This is a genomic window from Nocardioides sp. CPCC 206348, assembly GCF_048654705.1.
Classification (GTDB): Bacteria; Actinomycetota; Actinomycetes; order Propionibacteriales; family Nocardioidaceae; genus Nocardioides.
This window is the reverse complement of the sequence record NZ_JBMCZA010000064.1, coordinates 4,373-27,472: the sequence shown is the minus strand read 5'-3', so window position 1 is coordinate 27,472 and position 23,100 is coordinate 4,373. Positions and strand designations below refer to the sequence as shown.

General features: G+C 70.2%; 18 protein-coding genes. 6 read left to right on the top strand and 12 right to left on the bottom strand.

Annotation, left to right across the window (positions count from 1 at the left end):
* From ACOADB_RS02305 to glmS, 3 genes are all read right to left on the bottom strand, one after another.
* Positions 1–1,119, bottom strand: a 1,119-nt coding sequence (locus tag ACOADB_RS02305) for an NAD(P)H-hydrate epimerase (protein WP_378596293.1), incomplete at its 3' end; no start/stop codon positions are given.
* 2 nt (positions 1,120–1,121) lie between these two features.
* On the bottom strand, positions 1,122–1,475 hold the full coding sequence (locus tag ACOADB_RS02300) for a holo-ACP synthase (protein ID WP_378596292.1): 354 nt from the start codon (positions 1,473–1,475) through the stop codon (positions 1,122–1,124).
* Positions 1,476–1,481: 6 nt separating this feature from the next.
* Entirely contained in the window at positions 1,482–3,326 is a 1,845-nt protein-coding gene (glmS, locus tag ACOADB_RS02295) for a glutamine--fructose-6-phosphate transaminase (isomerizing) (RefSeq protein ID WP_378596291.1), read from the bottom strand.
* A gap of 64 nt (positions 3,327–3,390) precedes the next feature.
* On the opposite strand from glmS, the gene coaA reads away from it, so the two are divergent.
* Positions 3,391–4,389 carry a type I pantothenate kinase gene (gene coaA / locus ACOADB_RS02290; protein ID WP_378596290.1) on the top strand — a complete coding sequence of 333 codons (999 nt, stop codon included), beginning with the start codon at positions 3,391–3,393 and terminating at the stop codon, positions 4,387–4,389.
* Between the two features lie 11 nt (positions 4,390–4,400).
* On the top strand, positions 4,401–5,453 hold the full coding sequence (locus ACOADB_RS02285) for an alpha/beta hydrolase family protein (RefSeq protein WP_378596289.1): 1,053 nt from the start codon (positions 4,401–4,403) through the stop codon (positions 5,451–5,453).
* Positions 5,454–5,472: 19 nt separating this feature from the next.
* Here ACOADB_RS02285 and ACOADB_RS02280 read toward each other — a convergent pair whose 3' ends face one another.
* The 4 genes from ACOADB_RS02280 to rplM form a co-directional block, all read right to left on the bottom strand.
* Positions 5,473–7,203: a serine/threonine-protein kinase gene (locus tag ACOADB_RS02280; protein ID WP_378596287.1), complete on the bottom strand. Its 1,731-nt coding sequence runs from the start codon at positions 7,201–7,203 to the stop codon at positions 5,473–5,475.
* Between the two features lie 17 nt (positions 7,204–7,220).
* The gene (gene glmM, locus ACOADB_RS02275; protein ID WP_378596286.1) at positions 7,221–8,582 is read right to left on the bottom strand and encodes a phosphoglucosamine mutase; all 1,362 of its coding nucleotides are present in this window, start codon (positions 8,580–8,582) and stop codon (positions 7,221–7,223) included.
* A 106-nt stretch (positions 8,583–8,688) separates the two neighbouring features.
* Positions 8,689–9,192, bottom strand: coding sequence for a 30S ribosomal protein S9 (gene rpsI, locus ACOADB_RS02270; RefSeq protein ID WP_082573206.1), 504 nt, complete (start codon positions 9,190–9,192; stop codon positions 8,689–8,691).
* 35 nt (positions 9,193–9,227) lie between these two features.
* On the bottom strand, positions 9,228–9,671 hold the full coding sequence (gene rplM, locus ACOADB_RS02265; RefSeq protein ID WP_378596285.1) for a 50S ribosomal protein L13: 444 nt from the start codon (positions 9,669–9,671) through the stop codon (positions 9,228–9,230).
* 381 nt (positions 9,672–10,052) lie between these two features.
* Here rplM and ACOADB_RS02260 point away from each other — a divergent pair, with 381 nt between their 5' ends.
* On the top strand, positions 10,053–11,342 hold the full coding sequence (locus ACOADB_RS02260; RefSeq protein WP_378596284.1) for a citrate synthase: 1,290 nt from the start codon (positions 10,053–10,055) through the stop codon (positions 11,340–11,342).
* A gap of 73 nt (positions 11,343–11,415) precedes the next feature.
* On the opposite strand, the gene ACOADB_RS02255 is transcribed toward ACOADB_RS02260, so the two are convergent.
* Both ACOADB_RS02255 and ACOADB_RS02250 read right to left on the bottom strand, forming a co-directional pair.
* On the bottom strand, positions 11,416–12,726 hold the full coding sequence (locus tag ACOADB_RS02255; RefSeq protein ID WP_378596283.1) for a M1 family metallopeptidase: 1,311 nt from the start codon (positions 12,724–12,726) through the stop codon (positions 11,416–11,418).
* On the bottom strand, positions 12,714–16,571 hold the full coding sequence (locus ACOADB_RS02250; RefSeq protein ID WP_378596282.1) for a Pls/PosA family non-ribosomal peptide synthetase: 3,858 nt from the start codon (positions 16,569–16,571) through the stop codon (positions 12,714–12,716). Before ACOADB_RS02250 ends, ACOADB_RS02255 begins: the two co-directional genes overlap by 13 nt.
* A 101-nt stretch (positions 16,572–16,672) precedes the next feature.
* Between ACOADB_RS02250 and ACOADB_RS02245 the strand changes: the two genes are divergently transcribed.
* Together ACOADB_RS02245 and ACOADB_RS02240 are read left to right on the top strand one after the other, a co-directional pair.
* Positions 16,673–18,310, top strand: coding sequence for a long-chain-fatty-acid--CoA ligase (locus tag ACOADB_RS02245; protein ID WP_378596281.1), 1,638 nt, complete (start codon positions 16,673–16,675; stop codon positions 18,308–18,310).
* Positions 18,311–18,481: 171 nt separating this feature from the next.
* On the top strand, positions 18,482–19,576 hold the full coding sequence (locus ACOADB_RS02240; protein WP_378596280.1) for a S1C family serine protease: 1,095 nt from the start codon (positions 18,482–18,484) through the stop codon (positions 19,574–19,576).
* 21 nt (positions 19,577–19,597) lie between these two features.
* Here the strand turns inward: ACOADB_RS02240 and ACOADB_RS02235 are convergent, their stop codons facing one another.
* From ACOADB_RS02235 to ACOADB_RS02225, 3 genes are all read right to left on the bottom strand, one after another.
* On the bottom strand, positions 19,598–19,780 hold the full coding sequence (locus tag ACOADB_RS02235) for a DUF5302 domain-containing protein (RefSeq protein WP_378596279.1): 183 nt from the start codon (positions 19,778–19,780) through the stop codon (positions 19,598–19,600).
* 64 nt (positions 19,781–19,844) lie between these two features.
* Positions 19,845–20,873: a GNAT family N-acetyltransferase gene (locus ACOADB_RS02230; protein WP_378596278.1), complete on the bottom strand. Its 1,029-nt coding sequence runs from the start codon at positions 20,871–20,873 to the stop codon at positions 19,845–19,847.
* Entirely contained in the window at positions 20,870–22,570 is a 1,701-nt protein-coding gene (locus ACOADB_RS02225) for an ABC-F family ATP-binding cassette domain-containing protein (protein ID WP_378596277.1), read from the bottom strand. The genes ACOADB_RS02230 and ACOADB_RS02225 overlap by 4 nt, the downstream gene beginning before the upstream one ends.
* A gap of 308 nt (positions 22,571–22,878) precedes the next feature.
* On the opposite strand from ACOADB_RS02225, the gene ACOADB_RS02220 reads away from it, so the two are divergent.
* Positions 22,879–23,100, top strand: a 222-nt coding sequence (locus tag ACOADB_RS02220) for a hypothetical protein (protein WP_378596276.1), incomplete at its 3' end; no start/stop codon positions are given.

Sequence of the window (23,100 nt, the reverse complement as noted above, 5' to 3'; positions counted from 1 at the left end):
CTCGGCCTCGACCGCCGCGCGCTCGACGCCGAGCATCCGGGCCAGCTCACCGGCGTGCGGCGTGAGGACCGCCGACCGCCCGCGGGCCAGGTCGGCGAAGGCGAGGGCATCGGCGTCCACGACGAGCGGCACGTCGTCGGCCAGCGAGTCGCGCAGCGACTGCTCCGCGTGGGTGTCGCTGCCCGACCCGACGACCCAGGCCTGCACCCGACCGGCACCGACGACCTCGGGATGGCGATCGCGGATCCGGTCGTTTACGGCGGGGTCGCCGTCGTAGCGCACCATCCCGGCGAGGCCGCACGCCGCGCCGTCGACACTGAGCAGTCCGGCGCCCGGGTAGGCCGCGGAGCCGGCGCGCACGCCGACGACACCGCGGGTGTACTTGTGCGAAACCGGGCCGGGGCGTGGCAGCAGCGCCGCCACGTCGGCAGGCTGGAGCGCCTCGAGGGAGCTCCACCCGGTGGTTGAGGTGCGAGCCTGCGAGCCTCGAAGCCCGAGGCCGATGTCGACGAGCTCGATCGCCCCGCACGCCTGGGCGGCCGGATCGAGCAGGTGGCAGCCCTTGTGGGTGCCGAAGGTGACGGTCAGCGTCGCCGTGACGTGCGGCCCGTCCACGGCGCCGGTGTCGACGTCGACCCCGGACGGCACGTCGACCGCGACGACCGGGATCCCCTCGAGCGCGGCCAGTGCAGCCACGGCGTTCGGGCGCAGTCCAGGCCGGCCGCCGATCCCGACGATCCCGTCGATGACGACGTCGAACGGCCCGGTGGTTTCGAGGCTCGTCGCTGGCGCTCCTCGCACCTCAACCAACGGGCACACCCTGCCGCCGGCAGTCCTGAGCGCCGCCACTCCGCCCGCGTGCGCCTGCTCCGAGAGCAACCACGCCTCGACCTGCACGCCCCGCCGTGCGAGCACGACGCCGGCGTACAACGCGTCACCGCCGTTGTCGCCGGACCCGACGAGCAGCACGACCCGCCGCCCATAGGCGGAGCCGAGGAAGTCGAGCACTGCGTATGCGAGACCGTGCGCCGCCCGCTGCATCAACGCACCGTCCGGCAGCTCGGCGAGCAACGTCGCCTCCGCAGCCCGGACCTGCTCGACGGTGTGCGCGCGGATCACGGTCAGTCCTCGAGGACGACGACCGCCGAGGCGATGCCGCCGTCATGGGTCAGCGAGAGGTGCACCGAGCGCACGCCGAGCAGATCGGCCTCGGCGAGCACCGTCCCGCGCATCACGAAGCGAGGGCGACCGGACTCCTCGGAGACCACCTCCGCGTCGTGCCAGGCCATCCCGCGGGGGGCGCCCAGCGCCTTCGCGAGGGCCTCCTTGGCCGCGAACCGTGCGGCCATCGAGCTGATGTGCCGGCCGCGTTCGGCCTCGACGAACAGCTTCTCCACCAGCGCGGGAGTACGACGACACGACTCCTCGAACCGGGCGATCTCGCACACGTCGATCCCGACTCCCACCACGGCCATGAGGCGTTACTCGACCGTGACGGACTTGGCGAGGTTGCGGGGCTGGTCGACGTCGTGGCCGAGCGCCGTGGCCAGCTCGCACGCGAACAGCTGGAGCGGCAGCACCGCCACCAGCGGCTGCAGCAGCACCGGCACCTTGGGCAGCAGGAGCAGGTGGTCGGCGTACTGCTCGATGGAGGTGTCGCCGACCTCGGCCAGGCAGATCGTGCGCGCACCGCGGGCCCGGACCTCCTGGATGCCGCTGAGCATCTTCCCGTGCAGCTGGTCGCGGCCCTTGGGCGGCACGACGCAGAACACGGGGAGGCCTTCCTCGATCAGGGCGATCGGGCCGTGCTTGAGCTCGCCGGCGGCGAAGCCCTCGGCGTGAATGTAGGCGAGCTCCTTGAGCTTGAGCGCGCCCTCGAGCGCGACCGGGTAGCCGGCGTGCCGGCCCAGGAACAGGACCGACCGGGTGTCGACGTGCGTGCGGGCGAGCTCGTAGACGGACTCGGCGTCCTTGAGCACGGTCTCGATGTGCCCGGGCATCGCCTCGAGCTGCTCCATGATCTCGTCGATCTCGTCACCGAAGCGGGTGCCCTTGACCTGCGCGATGTAGAGCGCGAGGAGGTAGCAGGCGACCAGCTGGGTGAGGAATCCCTTGGTCGACGCGACGCCGATCTCGGGTCCGGCGTGGGTGTAGATGACGGCGTCGGACTCCCGCGGGATCGAGGACCCGTTGGTGTTGCAGATCGCGAGGACCTTGGCCTTCTGCGAGCGCGCGTGGATGATCGCCTGCAGCGTGTCGGCCGTCTCCCCCGACTGGCTGATCGCGACGATCAGGGTGGTGGAGTCGATGATCGGGTCGCGGTAGCGGAACTCCGAGGCGAGCTCGACCTCCACCGGTGTGCGGGTCCAGTGCTCGATGGCGTACTTCGCGACCATGCCGGCGTAGAACGACGTCCCGCAGGCGATGATGATGATCTTGTCGATGTCGCGGAGCTCCTCGTCCGCGAGGCGCATCTCGTCGAGCTGCAGCTGCCCTGCCGCCGTACGACGGCCGATCAGCGAGTCCGCGACGGCGCGCGGCTGCTCGAAGATCTCCTTGCGCATGAACCAGTCGTGGCCGTCCTTCTCCGCAGCGGAGAGGTCCCAGTCGACGTGGAAGCGCTTGGCCTCGACCGGCCGGCCCCAGAAGTCGGTGACCCGGACCTCGTCGCGGGTCATCACGACGATCTGGTCCTGGCCGAGCTCCAGCGCCTCGCGGGTGAACTCGATGAACGCGGCGACGTCGGAGCCGAGGAAGTTCTCGCCCTCGCCCAGGCCGACGACGAGGGGCGAGTTGCGGCGTGCCGCGACGACCGTGTCGGGGTCCTGGCTGTCGATCGCGACCAGCGTGAAGGCACCGTCGAGCTGCTGGCAGACGCGCTGCATGGCGGTGATCAGGTCGACACCGGACTGGACCTGGAGCTCGACGAGGTGCGCGACGATCTCGGTGTCGGTGGCGGAGAGCAGTTCGTGGCCGTCGTCCTCGACGCGGGAGCGGAGCTCGACGAAGTTCTCGATGATGCCGTTGTGCACGAGGCCGACCCGGCGGGCCGAGCCCGTGTGCGGGTGGGCGTTGACGTCGTTGGGCGGTCCGTGGGTCGCCCAGCGGGTGTGGCCGATGCCGATCCCGGAGGTGGGCATGGGCTCGTCATCGAGGACCTTCTCGAGGTTGGCCAGCTTGCCGGCCTTCTTCTCGATGAACAGGTCACCGTCGCTGACCACCGCGACCCCCGCCGAGTCGTAGCCGCGATACTCCAGCCGGCGCAGACCGTCGATGATCGTGTCCTGAGCCGACCTGGGCCCGATGTATCCGACGATCCCGCACATGATCAGGGAGTCTACGGTGGACGCGCCCGCAGGCGCGCAGGGGCGCACTGGAAGAATCGTCGTCATGGTGACCGGTCCCACGGCGGACAACCTCCCCACGACTCAGGCTGGTGACGAGTCGCAGCGAGAGTCGTCCCCGTACGTCGAGCTCGACCGGGCGACGTGGGCGAAGCTGGCGTCGGAGACCGAGAGCCCCCTCACCACCGAGGAGCTCGACCGCCTCCGCGGCCTCGGCGAGTCGCTCGACCTCGACGAGATCCGCGACGTCTACCTCCCGCTCTCCCGGCTGCTGAGCCTGCGCGTCAGCAGTGCCTCGGCGCTGCACCAGGACCAGGAGGAGTTCCTGCACGGCCTCACCCCGCCCCGCACGCCGTTCGTGATCGGGCTCGCGGGGTCGGTGGCCGTCGGCAAGTCGACCGCCGCGCGCGTCCTCCAGCAGATGCTGGCGCGCTGGCCCGAGCACCCCAACGTCGCCCTGGTGACCACCGACGGCTTCCTCTATCCCAATGCGGAGCTCGAGAAGCGCGGCCTGCTCGAGCGCAAGGGCTTCCCGGAGTCCTACGACCGGCGCGCCCTGCTCAAGTTCGTGATCGACATCAAGTCGGGCAAGGACGAGGTCGAGGCACCGGTCTACTCCCACCTCATCTACGACGTGATGCCGGACGAGAAGGTGGTCGTGAAGCGACCCGACATCGTCATCGTGGAGGGCCTGAACGTCCTCCAGCCGGCGCGGGTGCGCGAGGACGGCCGGATCACCCTGGGCCTGTCCGACTTCTTCGACTTCTCGATCTTCGTCGACGCGAACACCAACCACATCCGGGACTGGTACGTCGACCGCTTCCTGCGCCTGCGCGAGACGGCCTTCCGCGACCCCGGGTCCTACTTCGCCAAGTACGCCGCGCTGAGCCACGACACGGCAGTCGACGAGGCGCGCCGGATCTGGGACTCCATCAACGGGCCCAACCTGGAGCGCAACGTGCTGCCGACCCGCTCCCGCGCGACGCTGGTGCTCCGCAAGACCGCGGACCACTCCGTCCGCTACGTGCGCCTGCGCAAGATCTGACGCGGGGCGCCGTGACACCGGGACAGAACCGCCCACGCCTCGTGGCCCTGTGCGCCGCTCTCGTATTCGCCCTGTCGGCGGCTGGTTGTGGCACCGAGGCGCCCGACGCTCCTGGCGCGGGGCCTTCGCGCACCCCAGCCGCGAACGCCAACACGACACCCGCCCCCGAAGCATCCGGTTCGCCGACGAACAGCGGGCCCGACCCGACATACTCACTCCCGGCGATCGCAGCCAAGGCGCCCGACGCCGGCGAACTCGTCGTCCTGCGCGAGGCCGGATCGACCCGGCGGCACATCCGCGAGGAGGTCCGCTATCGCAGTGACGGGCTGACCATCACCGGCGTGCTCCTCCGACCTCGCGGCAAGGGCCCGTTCCCGGCCGTCGTCATCGTGCACGGTCGCGTCCCGATCAAGGCGTACCGCACCGGCGGCGGGCTGGAGGTGGAGCAGGACGCCCTCGTGGCGGCGGGATTCGTCGTCTTCCAGACCGACCTCCGGGGCCACGCCGGCTCTGACCCTCTCGGCCCGTTCGACCAGCAGACGATGGTCGGCTACACCCGCGACACGATCAACGCGCTGGCCACGCTCCGCACGCAGGACTACGTCGACGCTGATCGGATCGGCGTACTCGGCCGGTCGATGGGCGGCGGCATCGCGATGAACGTCCTGGTGACCCACCCCGGCCTCGCCCGCGCAGCCGTCCTGTTGTCCCCCATCAGCTCGACCTTCGCCCAGGCGACCGCACTCCTGGCCAGCCTCGGCAGTCCGGCCGACCGCAACGCCGTCCGCGACGAGTTCGGCGCACCGAGCGCGAACCCCGGTTTCTATCGAGACCTGTCGCCGCGTACCTACTTCTCGAAGATCACCGCGTCCGTGCTGATCCAGCACGGTACGGCGGACCCCGTGTGCCCCCTGAAGTGGTCGGAGACAACGCTCGGGGTGCTCCGGACGGCCGGCGTCGACGCCGACCTGGAGCTCTACGAGGGCGAGCGCCACATCTTCGACGCCCGGCACGACCAGGCCGTCCAGAACGCGGTCGCGTTCCTCGACCAACGGCTCGACTGACGTCGTTCCACCGAGCCGGTCAGGAGTTCCCTGCGAAGCTGCGGTGCGGTCGGAACCTCACCAGCTTGGCGCCGTTGACGTCGTACCCGTCGATGGCGATGTCCGGGCCCGAGTAGGGGATCGTCGACTCGACCTCGACGCTGTACGGGAAGCCGACGTAGACCCGCACGAAGACATGGCCTCCACGCCCCGGAGCGATCCACTCCTCGAACACGTCCTCGGTGTCCTTGGGATTGCGGATCGTGTGACTGCTGCCGAGTTCCGCGTCGAAGGCGAAGCGAGCCGTCGCCACACTGTCCCAACGTGAATAGGACAGCCTCACCCGCTCGCCGTTGAACGTGGTGGCGCACGACCACACCTCCGCGCGGTCCCCGGTCAGTTCACCGCCGGTGCAGTCCTGGTCCTTCATCGATGGGAACACCCACGTCAGACCAGCCTGCCCCGTCGGGGTCGGGTCGCAGTTGCTGACGCGAACGACCCGCGATCCGTCCCAGCAGGTGACGTCGCCGACCGGCTCGGGTGCGGGCGAGGTCAGTTCGTCGGTCGGGCCGGCGCTGGCGGCGGTGTCGGTGCCCGCGCTGTTGTCGGTGCCTCGCGTCGTGACGTCGTCGTTCGCGGTCGTGACCGTGTCGTCGCCGGTCAACTGCACCAGGGCGACCGCTGCCCCGACGCCGAGGGCCACGGCCAGGAAGCACGCAGCGATGATCGCGAGCACCTTGCCCTTCCGGGGCGGCGGCGTCGCCGCGGGCACCCTGGGCGGAGCCATCGGGTAGACCGGCTGCGTGTACGACGAGGGCGAGGGCTGCAGGGACGGCGGGGACGGCGGGGGCGAGATCACCGGGGCCGAGGCCGCGAACACCGTTGCATTCGCGCCACCGAGTTCCGTGACGGGCGCCGCGCCCTCGGCTGGCGCGGCACGATGGGCCCGGCCCGCCGCATCGCGCACGGCATCCTGCATCTCGCTCGCACTCGCGAACCGGTGTTGGGGTTGCTTCGCCATGGCCCGGACGAGGACCTGGTTGACAGCGGTGGCCCACGGTCCCGTGGGCTGCATCTGGGGAAGGGGCGCCGTCTCGTGGGCAACCGCCAGTTGCGCCATCGTCCCGGCGTACGGCGCCGCCCCGCTGAGCAACTCCCACAGCAGGCAGCCCACGGCATACAGGTCGGACTGCACAGTGGCGGCCTCGCCGCGGAGTCGTTCGGGAGCCAGGTACGCCCACGTTCCGATCACGCCGACGGTGTGGGAGGCCGAGTCGATGACCTGGGAGATGCCGAAGTCGCAGAGGAAGACCCGCAGTCCAGCCGTCTCGCGACGGAGCAGGACGTTGTTCGGCTTCACGTCGCGGTGGATCAGACCGACCGCGTGCGCGTCCGCGAGGCCGGACAGGACCTGGTCGATGAGACCGAGGGCCGCAGCCGGCCCGAGCGGACCTTCGGCCGCCAGCAGCGCGGAGAGGTCGCCGTCCGGGACCAACTGGGTCGCGATGTAGAGCCAGCCGTCGTGCTCGCCTGCGTCGTACACCTGCACGACGTGGGCAGACTCGAGTCGGCCCAGCGCCATCGCCTCGCCACGGAAACGGGTCACCCGGTCATCGGCCCCGATCATCTCGGGAAGCATCAGCTTGAGGGCCACGACACGGTCGAGTTCGACATGGCGTGCGCGGAGGACGACTCCCATGCCGCCCTGTCCCAGCGTGCCTTCGATCCGATATCGACCGAACGTGTCACCAGCTGCCGGAATAGCCCCCATGGCTGGGGAGCCTAGTGTCAGGGAAGGGTGAGCCGCAGGCGTACGACGTCCGCCAGCGAGTGCGCGATGGAGTCAGCCTGCTCGGCAGTGGGTGCCTCGACCATCACGCGCACGAGTGGCTCGGTGCCGGAGGGCCGCAGCAGCACCCGGCCGGTGCCGGCCAGCTCGGCCTCGGCAGCAACGACGGCCGCGACGAGCTCGGCGTCGTCGGTGCGGGCCCGGTCGACGCCAGGCACGTTGACGAGCACCTGCGGAAGGCGGGTCATCACACCGGCCAGCTCGCGCAGCGACGACCCGGTGGCCACCATCCGGTGCAGGACCTGCAGGGCGGTGAGGACGCCGTCGCCGGTGGTCGCGTGCTCGTTCATGATCACGTGGCCGGACTGCTCGCCGCCGAGCGAGTACCCGCCGTTCTTCATGTCCTCGAGCACGTAGCGGTCACCGACGGCCGTCTGCCGTACGACGACACCGGCTGCAGTGAGGGCCTGGACGAAGCCGAGGTTGGACATGACCGTGGCGACCACGGTGTCGTCGACCAGACGGCCGGCGTCGCGCAGGGACAGGGCCAGGATCGCGAGGATCTGGTCGCCGTCCACGATCGAGCCTTCGGCGTCGACGGCCAGGCAGCGGTCGGCATCGCCGTCGAGCGCGAAGCCGACATCGGCGCCGTGCTCGAGGACGGCCTTCTGCAGGACGTCGAGGTGGGTCGAGCCGCAGCCGTCGTTGATGTTGAGGCCATCGGGCTCGGCACAGATCGCGACGACGTCCACGCCGGCGTCGCGCAGTGCCTTCGGGCCTGCGACAGACGCGGCGCCGTGGGCGCAGTCCAGGACGACCTTGAGGCGTCGCTCGCCGGACGCCGGACCGAGGTCGCCCACGGTCGCGACCAGGTGGGCGGCGTACTCGTCGATCGCCGTGAGGTGCGGGGTGACCCGGCCGACGTCGCCGCCGACGGGCCGCTCCCAGGGCTCCCGGAGGCGCGCCTCGATGGCGTCCTCGATCGCGTCGTCGAGCTTGACCCCGCCGCGGGCGAGGAACTTGATGCCGTTGTCGGGCATCGCGTTGTGGGAGGCGGAGAGCATCACGCCGAGGTCCGCGCCCAGCGAGGCGGTCAGGTACGCCACACCGGGGGTGGGCAGCTCACCGAGGAGCAGTACGTCGACCCCGGCCGATGCCAGCCCGGCGACCACGGCCGCCTCGAGGAACTGGCCGGAGATCCGGGTGTCGCGCCCGACGACCGCGAACGGCCGGTGGCCGGCGAAGGCGCCCCGCTCCGCGAGCACGTGGGCGGCGGAGACGGACAGGTCCAGGACCAGCTCGGCGGTCAGGTCGGCGTTCGCGAGGCCGCGGACACCATCGGTGCCGAAGATGCGGGGCACGTGCTCTCCCTCGTGTGGTGGTGAGACTGTCTGCGAAAACGGGCGACGGGGCCACGGACCGCAGCTGCGGTGCGTGGCCCCGTCGTCGTGATTGCCTTGCGGCAGATCAGCGCTTCGAGTACTGCGGAGCCTTACGGGCCTTCTTGAGACCGGCCTTCTTGCGCTCGGTCGCGCGGGCGTCACGGGTCAACAGACCGGCCTTCTTGAGGGCCGGACGGTTGGCGTCGATGTCGATCGCGTTGAGCGAGCGGGCCACGCCGAGGCGCAGGGCGCCGGCCTGACCGGTGATGCCGCCGCCGTGGATACGGGCGATCACGTCGAAGCGGCCCTCGAGGCCGAGCGTCGCGAAGGGCTCGTTGGCGACCTGCTGGTGCAGCTTGTTCGGGAAGTAGTCCTCGAACGCGCGGCCGTTGATGGTCCACGTGCCGGTGCCCGGAACGATCCGGACGCGGGCGACGGCTTCCTTGCGACGGCCAGTGGCCGCGCCGGGGGCGATCGTCGCCGGGACGGCGGGGGTGGCGTCGGACGGCGAGGTCTCGCTGGTGTACGCGAGGCCCTGGTCGTCGGTCTCGAAGGTCTCTTCGACCTCGGTGTTCTGCGATTCAGTCACGATGAAAGTCCTTAGTCCTGGTCAGCTCTGAGAAGTCACTGGGAGATCTGGGTGATCTCGTACGCAACGGCCTGCTGCGCCTGGTGCGGGTGCGTGGGGCCGTTGTAGACCTTGAGCTTCGTGATGATCTGGCGACCGAGGCGGTTCTTGGGCAGCATGCCCCAGACAGCCTGCTCGACGGCCTTGCGGGCGTCCTTGTCGATGACCTGACCGATGGGGGTCGCGGTCAGACCACCCGGGAAGCCGGAGTGGCGGTAGACCATCTTGTCGGTGCGCTTCTTGCCGGACAGCGCGACCTTGTCGGCGTTGATGATCACGACGAAGTCACCGGTGTCGGCGTTCGGCGCGAAGATCGGCTTGTGCTTGCCGCGGAGGAGATTAGCGGCGGTGACGGCCAGCCGGCCCAGGACGACGTCGGTGGCGTCGATCACGAGCCAGGCGCGCTCAACGTCACCGGGCTTGGGAGCGTAGGTACGCATGATGCGTTCACTCTCTTCGGTTAGTTCGTGGACCCGTTCGGCGAATGTCGATCGGGCTTGCCTGCCGCCGGTGCGGATGCACCGTGCAGGCGACGTCTTCTGACGAACTCAGCCCGGCCCACTCATGCTCGCCTCACGGCGATCTGCTCCAGGGAGGCACTGCCTCATGAAGACGTTGGGCGATCCGGGACTGCCCCGGCGCCGTACAGGACGGCAGCGCGGAGCGGCAGGAGACGCGCAGGAAAGACTACGGCGGGGTCTCGGACACGGTCAAAACGCCGCGAACACCTCTGCCAGGAGCAGCCGGTGTGACATCTGTCCCAGGCCACGCCTCGGGACACCGTCTTTCCGCGATGTGACGCGGGCGACTAGGTTGCAGGGGTGACTGACTCTCTCACCGTACGCGACAACCGCACCGGAGCGGAGTACGACATCCCGATCGTCGACGGCACCATCAAGGCCGCCGACATCGGGAAGATCAAGGCCGATGAGGAAAACCCCGGCCTGGCTGTCTACGACCCCGGTTTCGTCAACACTGCCTCCTGCCGCAGTGCCATCACCTACATCGATGGCGAGCGAGGGATCCTCGAGTACCGGGGCTATCCGATCGAACAGCTCGCGGAGAAGTCGAACTTCCTCGAGGTGGCCTACCTGCTCGTCCACGGCGACCTGCCGTCGAAGGAGCAGTACGACGCCTGGGTGCACGAGATCACGTACCACACGTTCGTGCACGAGAACGTCAAGGGCTTCATGCAGGGGTTCCGGTACGACGCGCACCCGATGGGGATGCTGATGGCGTCGATCGGGGCCCTTTCGACGTTCTACCCCGAGTCGCGCCACATCGAGGACCCGGACAACCGGCACATCCAGATCGTGCGCATGATCGCCAAGATGCCGACCCTCGGCGCCTGGTCGTTCCGCCACGCGCAGGGCAAGCCGTACGTCTACCCCGACAACGAGCTGTCCTACGCGGAGAACTTCCTCTCCATGCTCTTCAAGATGAGCGAGACGAAGTACGCCGCCGACCCGCGCATCACCAAGGCGCTCGACGTGCTGTTCATCCTGCACGCCGACCACGAGCAGAACTGTTCGACCAACGCGGTCCGCTCCGTCGGCTCCTCGCAGGTCGACCCGTACTCCGCTGTCGCGGCCGGCATCGGCGCCCTCTACGGCCCGCTGCACGGTGGCGCCAACGAGGCCGTGCTCAAGATGCTGCGCCGGATCGGCACCAAGGAGAACATCCCCGCGTTCATCGAGGGCGTGAAGGCCGGCAACGAGCGGCTGATGGGCTTCGGCCACCGGGTCTACAAGAACTTCGACCCGCGCGCGACGATCATCAAGAAGGCCTGCGACGACGTCTTCGAGGTCACCGGGGTCAACCCGCTCCTCGAGATCGCCAAGGAGCTCGAGAAGATCGCGCTCGAGGACGAGTACTTCGTCAAGCGCAAGCTCTACCCGAACGTGGACTTCTACTCGGGCCTGATCTACGAGGCCCTGGAGTTCCCGCCGGAGATGTTCACCGTGCTCTTCGCCATCGGCCGCGCGCCGGGCTGGCTCGCACAGTGGCTGGAGCTCGTCCAGGACAAGGAGCAGAAGATCGCTCGTCCGAAGCAGATCTACACCGGTCCGCGCACGCTCGACTTCGTGCCGGCCGAGGAGCGCTGGGCCTGAGCCCACCGCTCTCCGGTTCCGACCGGTAAGGCGCCCCGCGTGATCCACGCGGGGCGTCTGCCGTTTTCCGGCCTCAGCCCGGGTACGGCGGCAGGTCGGTGTCGTACAGCCAGGGCTCCAGCAACGCAGCCACGTCGCGGCCGGTGCGGTCGGTCGCGAAGGCGAGGAACTCCTCGGTGGTGACCGAGGCGCCCGCCTGCTGGGCGGCCCAGCCGCGCAGCACGTCGAAGAAGGCGTCGTCACCGACGTCGGCGCGGAGCGCGTGCAGGGTCAGCGCACCGCGCTTGTAGACGCGGTCGTCGAACATCAGAGCGGGGCCGGGGTCGGCGAGCAGGAGGTCCTGGTCGAGGTCGGCCAGCTTGTCGTGGTGGTGGCGCGCCCATTCGTCGCAGGTGCGCGGGCCTCCGGACTCCTCGGACCACAACCACTCGCTGTAGCAGGCGAATCCCTCGTGCAGCCAGATGTCCTGCCAGCGCGCGAGGGTGACGGCGTTGCCGAACCACTGGTGCGCCATCTCGTGGGCGATCAGCCGCACGTGCGACCAGTCGTCGGTGCAGAAGTTGCGTCCAAAGGTGGACAGGCTCTGGCTCTCGAGCGGGATCTCGAGGTCGTCGTCGGTGATGACGGCGGCGTACGCATCGAACGGATACGGGCCGAAGGCGCGCTCGAAGAACTCCATCATCGCGGGCTGCTGGTCGAAGGAGCCGGCGAGATCGGCGTCCTGCGTCCCGATCGTGCGGGTCCTCTCGTCGTGCTGCACCGTGACGTAGCGGCCGATCTGGACGGTGGCGAGGTAGGTCGCCATCGGCTTGTCCATCTCGTGGCGCCAGGTCTCGACGCTGGCCCTGCGGCGGTGGTCGGCCAGCGTGCCGTTCGAGACGACGGTGTAGCCGGTCGGCGCGGACACCGTGATCCGGTAGGTCGCCTTGTCGTCGGGCCGGTCGTTGCACGGGAACCACGTCGGGGCCCCGTGGGGCTGGGCCGCGACGATCACGCCGTCGGTGAGCTCCTCCCAGCCCGCGTCGCCGTGGTGCTCGTCGATGACGGGCAGCGGCGTACCGGAGTACGCGACGGTGATCCGCAGCTCGGTGCCTTCGGCCGCAGGTCCTGCCAGCTGGAGCACCAGCCGCTCGTCGCGCGCGGTCCACTTCTTCAGGCGCGCGCCGTCGACCCGCACCTTGCTCGTCTGCAGGTGCGCGAGGTCCAGGACCAGGCGGCTGGTCTCGGTGGCCACGACCACGTCGAGCACGGCGGTGCCGCGCAACCGGTTGCCCTCGGGGACGTAGGTGATGTCGAGGTCATAGTGCCTGACCGAGTACGACGGGTCGCCGTGGCCGGGCAGATAGGGGTCCGCGGTCGGGAGCTCGGGCACTACTCCGCCCACGGACCGATCGGGTTGCCGATCCAGCGGGTCTTGTCGGGCACGGTCTCGCCTCTCATCACCAGGGACACCGGGCCGACGGTAGCGTGCCGGCCGAGCACCGCGGCGGGCAGCACGACCGAGTTCGGGCCCAGGGTGGCACCGCGCCGCAGCTGCACGGTGTCGGTGACGAGCAGCCGGTCGTGGAACAGGTGGGTCTGCACGACGCTGCCCTGGTTGACGGTCGCGCCGTCACCGAGCTCGACGAGGTCGGGCTCGGGCAGCCAGTACGACTCGCACCACACGCCACGGCCGACCCGCGCACCCATCGCCCGGAACCACAGGTTGATCAGGGGCGAGCCGGTCGCGAGACCGGCGAACCACGGGGTCGCGAGCACCTCGACGAAGGTGTCGGCCAGCTCGTTGCGCCACACGAAGGAGCTCCACAACGGGTGGGCACCGGCGCGGACCCGGCCGACCAGCAGCCACTTCGCCGCGATCGCGACGAGGGCGGCAACGAGGCCGGCCAGCCACAACGCGACGGGTACGACGACCACGCCGGCCACGGCGCCGTACTCGGCCCAGACGGCGACGGTGGCCAGGACGACCGCCACGTGCAGGGCGACGGTCAGGGCGACGGGCACCAGCCGGGCGATCTCCCAGCACGCACGGGCGACCTTGAGGCGGCGCGGAGGCGCGTAGGTGCGCTCGTCGGTGGCGCCCTGTGTGGCACGACGCAGCGGGGCGGGCGGGCTGCCGAGCCACGACTCCCCCGCCTTCATCGTGTGACGGGCGGGAGCGGCCGACAGCACCGCGACGAGGGATCGCTTCGGGACCTTGCGGCCGGGGGCCGCCATCGCCGAGTTGCCGACGAAGGCGCGCTTGCCGACCTTCACGGTGCCGGCGCGCAGCCAGCCGCCGCCGAGCTCGTAGCCGCCGATGAGGGTGTCGTCGGCGAGGAACGCCTGGTCGCTGACGGTGGTGAGCGACGGGATCATCAGCACGGTCGACGCCTCGACGTCCTTGCCGATGCGGGCGCCCAGGAGACGGAGCCACCCCGGCGTGAGCTGCGAGCTGTAGAGCGGGAACAGCCAGGTCCGTGCCTCGTCGAGCACGCGGATCGTGGCCCACACGCTCAACGCGGGCCGGCTCTGCAGGGGGTGCGCGCCCGGGAGCACGCCGCGGCCGAGCAGGCGCACGACGACGAGGATCAGGCCGGCGAGCACGACACAGCCCGCGACGACGCCGGGCAGCAACCAGGGCGCCAGCGCGCGCAGGGCCTCACCGGCATCGGCGGTCCCGTCGAGGTCGGCGAGCAGCAGGACCGGCAGCACGATCGCGGTGACCGCGATCGAGGGCAGCAGCGCCAGACCGGCAGCGGCCGCGGCGTAGGACACCGCCCAGAGGCGGAGGGACCGCCGCGAGGCCGCGGGCCGCTCGGCCCAGGGGCCGCGCGCGGCGGAGCTCGCACGGGTCGCGGGCGCACCGGACCAGAACTCCCCGGACGGGACGTCGCCGAACACGGCCGACCCGGGCGCGACCTCGGCGTCGTCACCGACGACCGCGCCGGGACACAGCATGGAACGGGTGCCGACGCGCGCGCGGGCGCCGATCCGGATCCCGCCGACGTGCAGGGTGTCACCGTCGATCCAGTAGCCGGTCAGGTCGACCTCGGGCTCGATCGAGGCGCCCTTGCCGACGGTCAGGTGGCCGGTGATCGGCGGCAGCGAGTGCACGTCCGCACCGCGTGCGATCTTCGCGCCGAGCAACCGGGCGTACCACGTGATGTACGGCGCTCCGGCCATCCGGGTCGCGCCCAGCTCGTCGGCCAGGCGTTCAGCGGCCCAGATCCGCAGGTGCGCCTTGCCGCCGCGCGGATAGGTCCCGGGCCGGACGCCGGCCAGGACCAACCGGGCAAGCTTGGCCGCCATGAACATCCGGCCGACCGGACTGACGAACACCACGAGCAGCGGGACCAGCACCCACCACGACACGGCGGGCAGCCAGGCGACGTCGAGGACGTCGTGCAGCAGCCGGGAAAGGGTGAGCGTGCCGGCGATCCACCGTGGCGCGGCGAGTGCCCGCAACAGCGGTACGGCCACGACCTGGCCGAGCTGGGTCTTGCGCGGGATCGGCATCACCTTGCGGCTCTGCTCCGCCAGCGCCGACGGCTCGAGCGTGTCGAGGAGCGCGGCGAGGCCCGTCACGGTCGGCACCTCGTAGATGTCCGCGACGGTCAGCTCGGGGTGGTCGGCGCGCAGGATCGTGACGACCTGGGCCGCTGTGAGGCTGCCGCCGCCCAGGTCGAAGAAGTTCGAGTCCGGGCCGTCGGGGGCGGCCCCGATGACCCGCTGCCACACCTCGGCGATCCGTGCGGACGTGCCGTGCAGTCCGACGTCGGCCGGGTCGGCCGTGGCCAGCGGCCACGGCAGTGCGTCGCGGTCCACCTTGCCGGAGATCCGGGTCGGGATGTCGTCGACGACGGCAAGCCGCGGGACGAGGGCCGCCGGCATCGTGGCGCGCAGGTGTGCGGTGGCCGCGCTGCTGTCGTAGGCGCCCGTCGTGGTGATGTAGCCGACGAGGAGCTGGTTCCCTGTCGTCGTACGACGGACGGCGGCAGCCGCGGCACTGACGCCCGGCAGGGCGAGCAGGGCCGAGTCGATCTCGCCCAGTTCGATACGGCGGCCCCCGACCTTGACCTGGTCGTCGGCGCGACCGGCGAACAGGAGGCCGGCCGGGTCGTTGATGACGATGTCGCCGCTGCGGTACGCGCGATCCCAGCCGAGGGTCGGCATGGGCGCGTACTTCTCGGCGTCCTTCGCCGGATCGAGGTAGCGGGCCAGGCCGACGCCGCCGATGATCAGCTCGCCGCGCTCGCCCTCGGCGACCGGGTGCCCATCGGCGTCGACGACGACCAGGTCCCAGCCCGCGAGGGGCAGACCGATCCGGACCGGGCCGTCAGCCGTGACCAGGGCACCGCACGCGACGACCGTCGCCTCGGTGGGCCCATAGGTGTTCCAGACCTCGCGGCCCTCGCGGATCACGCGCGCGGCCAGCTCGGGTGGGAGCGCCTCGCCGCCGAAGATCAGGAGCCGGACGTGTTCGAGCGCGTCGTCGGGCCACAGGCTCACCAGCGTCGGCACCGTCGACACGACGCTGACCTGGTTGGCCACCAGCCACGGGCCGACATCCACGCCGCTGCGCACCAGCGCCCTCGGCGCGGGGACCAGGCAGGCGCCGTACCGCCAGGCCAGCCACATCTCCTCGCAGCTCGCGTCGAACGCGACGCTGAGTCCGGCCATCACCCGGTCCGCAGGTCCGAGCGGCTGGTCATGCAGGAACATCCCGGCCTCGGCGTCGACGAATGCGGCCGCGTTGCGGTGGGAGACGGCGACACCCTTGGGCGTCCCGGTCGAGCCGGACGTGAAGATGACCCAGGCGTCGTCCTCGGGCAGCGGGTCGCGACGGTCGCGGGGCCGGCGCTCGCGGAGCGGCTCGATGACCAGGCCGGCACCGATGATGGCGGCGACGTCGGCCTCGCCGAAGACCAGACGGGCGCGTTCCTCGGGGTCGTCGGCGTCGACCGGCACGTAGGCGGCGCCGGCGAACAGGATGCCCATGATCGCGACGTAGAGGTCGGTCGTGCCGGACGGCAGCCGGACACCGACCTTGTCGCCTGCTCCGATGCCGAGGTCCGCCAGGTCGTCGGCGACGACATCCGCGGCCTCACCGAACTCGGCATAGGTGACGGTGTCGTTGCCACTGTCGAGGGCCATCGCGTCCGGGAAGTCGGCGGCAGTACGGCGGAAGATCTCCACGAGCGTGCTCGCAGCGGGGGCTTCGTCGCCGCGGAGAAGGGGCGACGACACGAGACTCACCTCTCCATCGTGGTGGACGGAGGTGAACGGAGAGTGGCCACACCTTGAGGGGGTCGTTGTGCATCCTTGTGACCTGGGACACAATCCGGGACGTGAGCGCGACGACAACGTCACCATCAGGGTCCTCTTCAGCCGCCCGGGCCTGGCCCCCGGCCCACCCCTCGGAGCCGACGTACGTCGACGACCGACTCAACTACTGGGCGGCGGCGACACCCGACGCGGAGGCGATGACCTACCTCGGCCGGACCTGGACGTGGGCCCAGTGGCACGAACGGGTGCATCGCGCGGCCGGGGGGCTTCGCGAGCTCGGCATCGCCCGCGGTGACGTCGTCTCGTTCCTCGACAAGAACCACCCGGCCTGCGTGGAGATCAGCCTCGCTGCCAGCTCGATCGGCGCCGCCAACGCGATCATCAACTGGCGTTCGGCGGGCGACGAGATCGACTACGCCGTCAACGACTCCGGGGCGAAGGTGCTCTTCGTGGGCAGCGAGCTGATGCCCACGATCCTGGCGATCCGCGACCGGCTCCCGAACGTCCAGAAGATCATCGAGGTGACCCCCGACGGCGCCGAGGGCGACGAGTACGAGCAGTTCCTCGCCGACTCGGTGGTCTGCGACGACGGTCCCGACGTCCTCGAGGACGACGTCTGCCTGATCATGTACTCCTCGGGCACGACCGGTCGGCCCAAGGGCGTGATGCTCACGCACCGCAACATGGTCAAGCACACCGTGAACGCCCACGACGGCTGGGGATTCGAGCCCGGCGACAAGTCGATGGTCGCCATGCCGCTCTTCCATGTCGGCGGGTCGTCGTACGTCCTCTTCGGGATCCACGACGGCATCCCGAGCGTGATGACCCGCGAGCCCGACGCCGCCTCGCTCGCCGGCGCGATCATGGCCGGTGCCAACCGCACCTTCCTCGTCCCGGCGGTGCTCGCCCAGGTGCTGCAGTCCGGGCCCGACGCGGTCAAGCTGTTCAGCGCCCTCAAGACCTACACGTACGGCGCCGCCCCCATGCCGCCGCCACTGCTGCGCGCCGCGATGGAGGCCTGGCCGGACACCGACTTCATCCAGGTCTACGGCCTGACCGAGGTGTCCGGGGTCGCCACCCACCTGATGCCCGAGGACCACCGCAACGCGATCACCGACGGGCACCCGGAGCGGTTGCTGTCAGCCGGGAAGCCAGTACCGGAGTGCGAGGTCCGCATCGTCGACCCCGCCACGCTCGAGGAAGTGGCGACCGGCGAGCACGGCGAGCTCTGGCTCCGCACACCGCAGTTGATGAAGGGCTTCCTGAACAAGCCGGAGGCGACCGCCGAGGTCCTGGTCGAGGACGGCTGGTTCCGCACTGGCGACATGGGCCATGTCGACGAGGACGGCTACGTGTTCGTGTCGGACCGCCTCAAGGACATGATCATCACCGGCGGGGAGAACGTGTACTCCCCCGAGGTCGAGCGCGTGCTGTCCGAGCACCCGAACGTCCTCGAGGTTGCCGTCATCGGCGTCCCCGACGACCAGTGGGGCGAGTCCGTGAAGGCCGTCGTTGCCCTCAAGCCCGGCTCCGACACCTCGGACGTCGAGCTGATCGAATGGACCCGTGAGCGGCTGGCCCGCTTCAAGGCGCCCCGCTCGGTCGACCTCGTCGAGGCACTCCCCCGCAACCCCACGGGCAAGATCCTGAAGCGCGAGCTGCGCAAGCCGTACTGGGAATCGCGCGACCGCCAGGTGTAGGACTCTCAGGGCAAGTCCTCAACCTGGTCTCAGCGCAGTCACAGGGAGGCTCCTCAAAGTAGAGGCATGACTCAGGTCCTGCCCCCGCCGCCAGCACCGCCACTGTTCCCCCACGGATCCCCCGCGCAGCCGTCGCCCCCCTTCCGGCGGCCGAGGCGGTCGGGATTCGCAGTGCTGGTGCTGACCGGAGCCCTGTTGGTCGGGGGCGGGGCCGGAGTCGGTGGTGCGGCGATCTACGACGCCGCGACCGACGGCTCGAGCAGCTCGAGCGGAGGCGCTCCGCTGCAGGTCGCCGACACCGGTGACAAGCAGGCGGCGTCCGGCAGCGTCGAAGGAGTCGCGGCCGCCGTACTGCCTTCCGTGGTGGCGCTCGACGTGAGCGGGGGCGGCAACTCGGGCAGTGGCTCGGGCGTCGTCCTCGACGCCGACGGCCTGATCCTGACCAACGACCACGTCGTCACGCTGGGCGGGGAGATCGACGCCAAGCAGGCCGAGGTGACCGCGTCGTTCAGCGACGGCACCAAGGCGCGGGCGACCATCGTCGGCACGGACCCGTTGACCGACACCGCGCTGGTGAAGGTCGAGGGCGTCGACAACCTGACCCCGATCACGCTCGGCAAGTCCAGCAACCTCGACGTGGGCGAGCAGGTCGTCGCCATCGGTTCACCCTTCGGCCTGGACGCGACCGTCACCAGCGGCATCGTGAGCGCCCTGAACCGTCCGGTCCAGGTGGCGCGCGACGCCAACGGCAACGTGACCGCCTACCCGGCGATCCAGACCGACGCCGCCATCAACCCCGGCAACAGCGGTGGCCCGCTGGTCAACATGGACGGCCAGCTCGTCGGCATCAACGCTTCGATCCGCTCGACGGGATCCGGAGCGGGCGCTGAGTCCGGCTCGATCGGGCTCGGCTTCGCGATCCCGATCGACGAGGTGCTGCCGATCATCGAGCAGCTGCGCGGCGGCGAGGCCCCCACCCACGCCCGCCTCGGGATCCAGGTCTCCAACGCCGCCGGTACCGCCGGCTCGAGCGACACCACCGTCTCCGGCGCGAAGATCGAGGAGACGGAGAACGGCTCGGCCGCCGCCGACGCCGGCCTCGAGGCGGGTGACGTGATCACCGCGATCGACGACCGCCGCATCGAGGACAGCGACGGCCTGATTGCGACCGTGCGCTCCTACCGCCCCGGTGACACCGTGAAGGTCACCTACCTGCGCGGCGGCAAGGAGAGCACGACCGACCTGAAGCTCGGCTCGGACGGCTGAGGTCCCTGGCGGTCCTGAGGGTCAGGAGCCGCCGCCACCGGCCTTGCGGCGGTGCATCTTCGGAGCGCCGCCGACGACTTCGGAGCCGTGGGCCTTCTCCTTGCCCGGGACTTCCTCGGTCAGGGTCTTGCCCTTGTTGTTCTTGCGGTCGAGCGCCTCGCGCATCTTGGCCTTGAGGTCGTCGTTCGCGTTGCTGGCAGCCATGGGGGCATTCCTTCCTCGGTGCGGACGGTGACGGTTCCACCGTAGTCGCACAACGGGGAACCGATCAGGTCAGTTTCTTCTGGAACTCGCCGCCACGGGCTCCGCGGACGAAACCCAGTCGTTCGTTGATCCTGATCATGTGGTCGTTGACCCCTGCATTCCAGGTGACGGTACGACGACCCGCCACGTCGCTGCCTGCCTGGAGGGCGCGATGGTTGGCCACCTTCACGGCCAGTCCCAGTCGGTGGCCGCGGTGGTCCCGATGGACCAGCGTGCCCCACTGGAAGAGGAACGGGTTGTCGCGAAGGGTCTCGGCAAGCTGGGTGTAGGCGACCACCCGACCGGTGTCGTCGAGCGCCACTGTGTGCCACATCGTCCGGCCCTGGGCTGTCTGGAGGGCCTCGGACTCCCGGAACGCCGGAACGTCCACGGCGTCGTTCTCGTGGACTCCTGTGCCGCTCGGCGCCTCGGTGGCCAGGGTCGAGGACAGCTCGAGCCAGCTCACGACGAGGTCCTCGGGAATCGGCCCCGCCCAGGACCGGAGCTCGTAGCCCAGGTGGTGCGGCGCCGCTTCCCGCGCCAACCGTTCCAGCAGTTCGTCGGCGACCGGAAGGTGCAGCTGGCGCTGGATGTCGCCGAGCGTCAGCGTGAAGCCGTGGGCCCGGGCGAACTCCGCGCCCGCGGTGCCGGCACCGTCCTCGGGACTGTCGTGCTGCCAGGAGGGGAAGGCGTCCAGCCGCGTACGCCCCGCAGCCAGTGAACATCCCTCGATGTGCCTGACGAGCTGGCTGCCGAGCCTGCGCCGGCGTACGTCGGGCCGAACGGCGACGTGGACCTCCGCGAGGTCGAGGTTGTCCTTGAGCGGCACCAGCATCCGGCCAGCCGCGACGACCTCACCGTCCAGCGCTCCGCTGAACAGCCGGAACTGACGGCGTCCCGTCGTAGCGCCCAGCATGGGCAGCAGCTCGTCGTGGGTCCAGTACTCGGCGTTGTCGCCGAGATCGTGCCGTTCTGCGGCGACCGCCACGTCCGACCAGGCCGCGAGGCCTGCCTCGTCACCGCGCTGGAGCTCGGTGATCTGCAGCTCGCTCATCGCGTCCGCACCACCCTCGCCTCGTCCCACACGGGATCGTCCGACTCGTAGACCGAACCGTCGGACCCGAACACGCAGAACCGGTCGAAGCCGCGGGCGAACCAGCGGTCGTGGGTGACCGCGACGACGGTCCCGTCGAACGCCGCAAGCCCCTCCTCCAGGGCTTCGGCCGACTGGACGTCGAGGTTGTCGGTCGGCTCGTCGAGCAGCAGCAGGGTCGCGCCCGACAGCTCGAGCAACAGGATCTGGAACCGCGCCTGCTGGCCGCCCGACAGCGACTCGAACTTCTGCTCCGAGCTCGCCGCCAGCTCGTAGCGGTCCAGCACCCGAGCGGCCTGTTCACGCCCCATGCCCTTGCGCCCGTTCGGCGAGCCGTCGCCGCGGTGCAGGATCTCCAGCAGCGTCCGGCCCGAGAGCTCGGGGTGTTCGTGGGTCTGCACGAACCATCCGGGGCGCACCCGCGCACCGAGCCGGGCTCGGCCGGTGTGGTGGACCGGAGCGATGTCCGCGTCACCGACGGGCTGGTGCTCGATGTCGGGGTCGCTGCCGCCCGTGGCGAGCAGCCGCAGGAAGTGGGACTTGCCGGAGCCGTTCGATCCGAGCACGGCCAACCGGTCGCCGTACCAGACCTCGAGGTCGAAGGGCTTCATCAAGCCGGTCAGCTCCACGTCCTCGCAGACGATGGCGCGCTTGCCCGTGCGGGCGCCGGACAGCCGCATCGTGACCTGCTGCTCGCGCGGCTGCTCGGTCGGCGGCCCGGCCTCCTGGAACTTGCGGAGGCGGGTCTGTGCGGCGCGGTACTGCGACGACATGCCGTCGTTGTACTCGGCCTTGATCTTCAGCCGCAGCACCAGTGCCTTGAGCTTCGCCTCCTCCTCGTCCCACCGACGCCGCAGCTCTGCGAAGCGGGCGAAGCGGTCCTTCCTGGCCTCGTGGTACGACGTGAAGTTGCCCGCGTGCGTCCAGGTGCTGTTGCCACCGCCACCCGCCCCGAGCTCCACCGTCACGACGTGCGTGGCCGTGTTGGCGAGCAGCTCGCGGTCGTGACTGATGAAGAGGATCGTCTTGTCCGATGCAGCAATCCGCTGCTCGAGCCAGATCTTGCCGGGCACGTCGAGGAAGTTGTCGGGCTCGTCGAGCAGCAGCACTTCCTCCGGCCCGGCGAGGAGGTACTCCAGCACCAACCGCTTCTGCTCTCCGCCGGACAGGGTGCGCAGCTCGCGGTACTTCGCGCGGTCGTACGGGAGTGCCAGCGCCTTGACCGTGCAGACGTCCCAGATGACCTCGACGTCGTACCCGCCGGCGTCGGCGTACTCCGAAAGCGCCGTGGCGTAGGCGATCTGGGTCTTCTCGTCGTCGGTGTCCATGAGCGCGAGCTCCCACCGGTCGACCTCCGCCTGCGCGCGACGCACCCGCTCGGGGGCGAGGCTGAGCAGCAGGTCGCCGACCGTCGGCTGTTCGGCCAGACCCCGGTCGACCATCTGGCGCATCACGCCGAGCCCGCCCGAGCGCGTCACGACGCCCGCGTGGGGGGAGAGGTCGCCGGTGATGATCCGGAACAGCGTCGTCTTGCCCGCACCGTTCGCCCCGACCAGCGCGACCTTGGCGCCCTCACCCACCCGGAACGCGACGTCGTCGAGAAGGACCCGCCCATCGGGCAGTTCGTACCGGAGACCTGCGACCTCTACGTGACCCACAAGATTTGATTGTCCGTCATGGGGCCAGCAGGTGCGACCGAGTTAGGTCGGTCGGTGGTCGAGGAGCGACCGTTGCCCGTTGGTCGAGGAGGTTGCGCAGCAACCGTCGCCCGTTGGTCGAGGAGGTTGCGCAGCAACCGTCTCGAGACCACTCGGGCCGGTGGTTGAGGTGCGAGGAGCGCCAGCGACGAGCCTCGAAACCCCCGCACGTCCACCAACTCCCCACAAGCCTGCCTGTGGACGTTCGCCTGTCCACAGGCAGGCTCGCGACGCTTCGCGATGTCGGACCTCGGTGATCTAATACATGTATGGATCTCGGAACCCAGCCCTCGCTGACGGGCAGCCACGGTGCCCGTACGACGGCCGAGATCCTCACCGATCTCCGGGCCAAGGTCCGCACCCGCCAGGAGCTGGTGGTCGGTGAATGGATCGACGTCGTGGACTGGGCCACCGACAACGTCGTGACCACCACCGAGGGTGCGGCCACGATCATGGACGGCGTCATCGACACCGGTGTTCCGATCGCCGGC

What these genes read in the sequence shown, in the direction of transcription:
- ACOADB_RS02230 (WP_378596278.1), bottom strand. Translation starts at nt 20,873, where the DNA reads ATGAGCGAGCTGCAGATCACCGAGCTCCAGCGCGGTGACGAGGCAGGC.
- glmS (WP_378596291.1), bottom strand. Translation starts at nt 3,326, where the DNA reads ATGTGCGGGATCGTCGGATACATCGGGCCCAGGTCGGCTCAGGACACG.
- coaA (WP_378596290.1), top strand. Translation starts at nt 3,391, where the DNA reads ATGGTGACCGGTCCCACGGCGGACAACCTCCCCACGACTCAGGCTGGT.
- ACOADB_RS02300 (WP_378596292.1), bottom strand. Translation starts at nt 1,475, where the DNA reads ATGGCCGTGGTGGGAGTCGGGATCGACGTGTGCGAGATCGCCCGGTTC.
- ACOADB_RS02235 (WP_378596279.1), bottom strand. Translation starts at nt 19,780, where the DNA reads ATGGCTGCCAGCAACGCGAACGACGACCTCAAGGCCAAGATGCGCGAG.
- ACOADB_RS02280 (WP_378596287.1), bottom strand. Translation starts at nt 7,203, where the DNA reads ATGGGGGCTATTCCGGCAGCTGGTGACACGTTCGGTCGATATCGGATC.
- rplM (WP_378596285.1), bottom strand. Translation starts at nt 9,671, where the DNA reads ATGCGTACCTACGCTCCCAAGCCCGGTGACGTTGAGCGCGCCTGGCTC.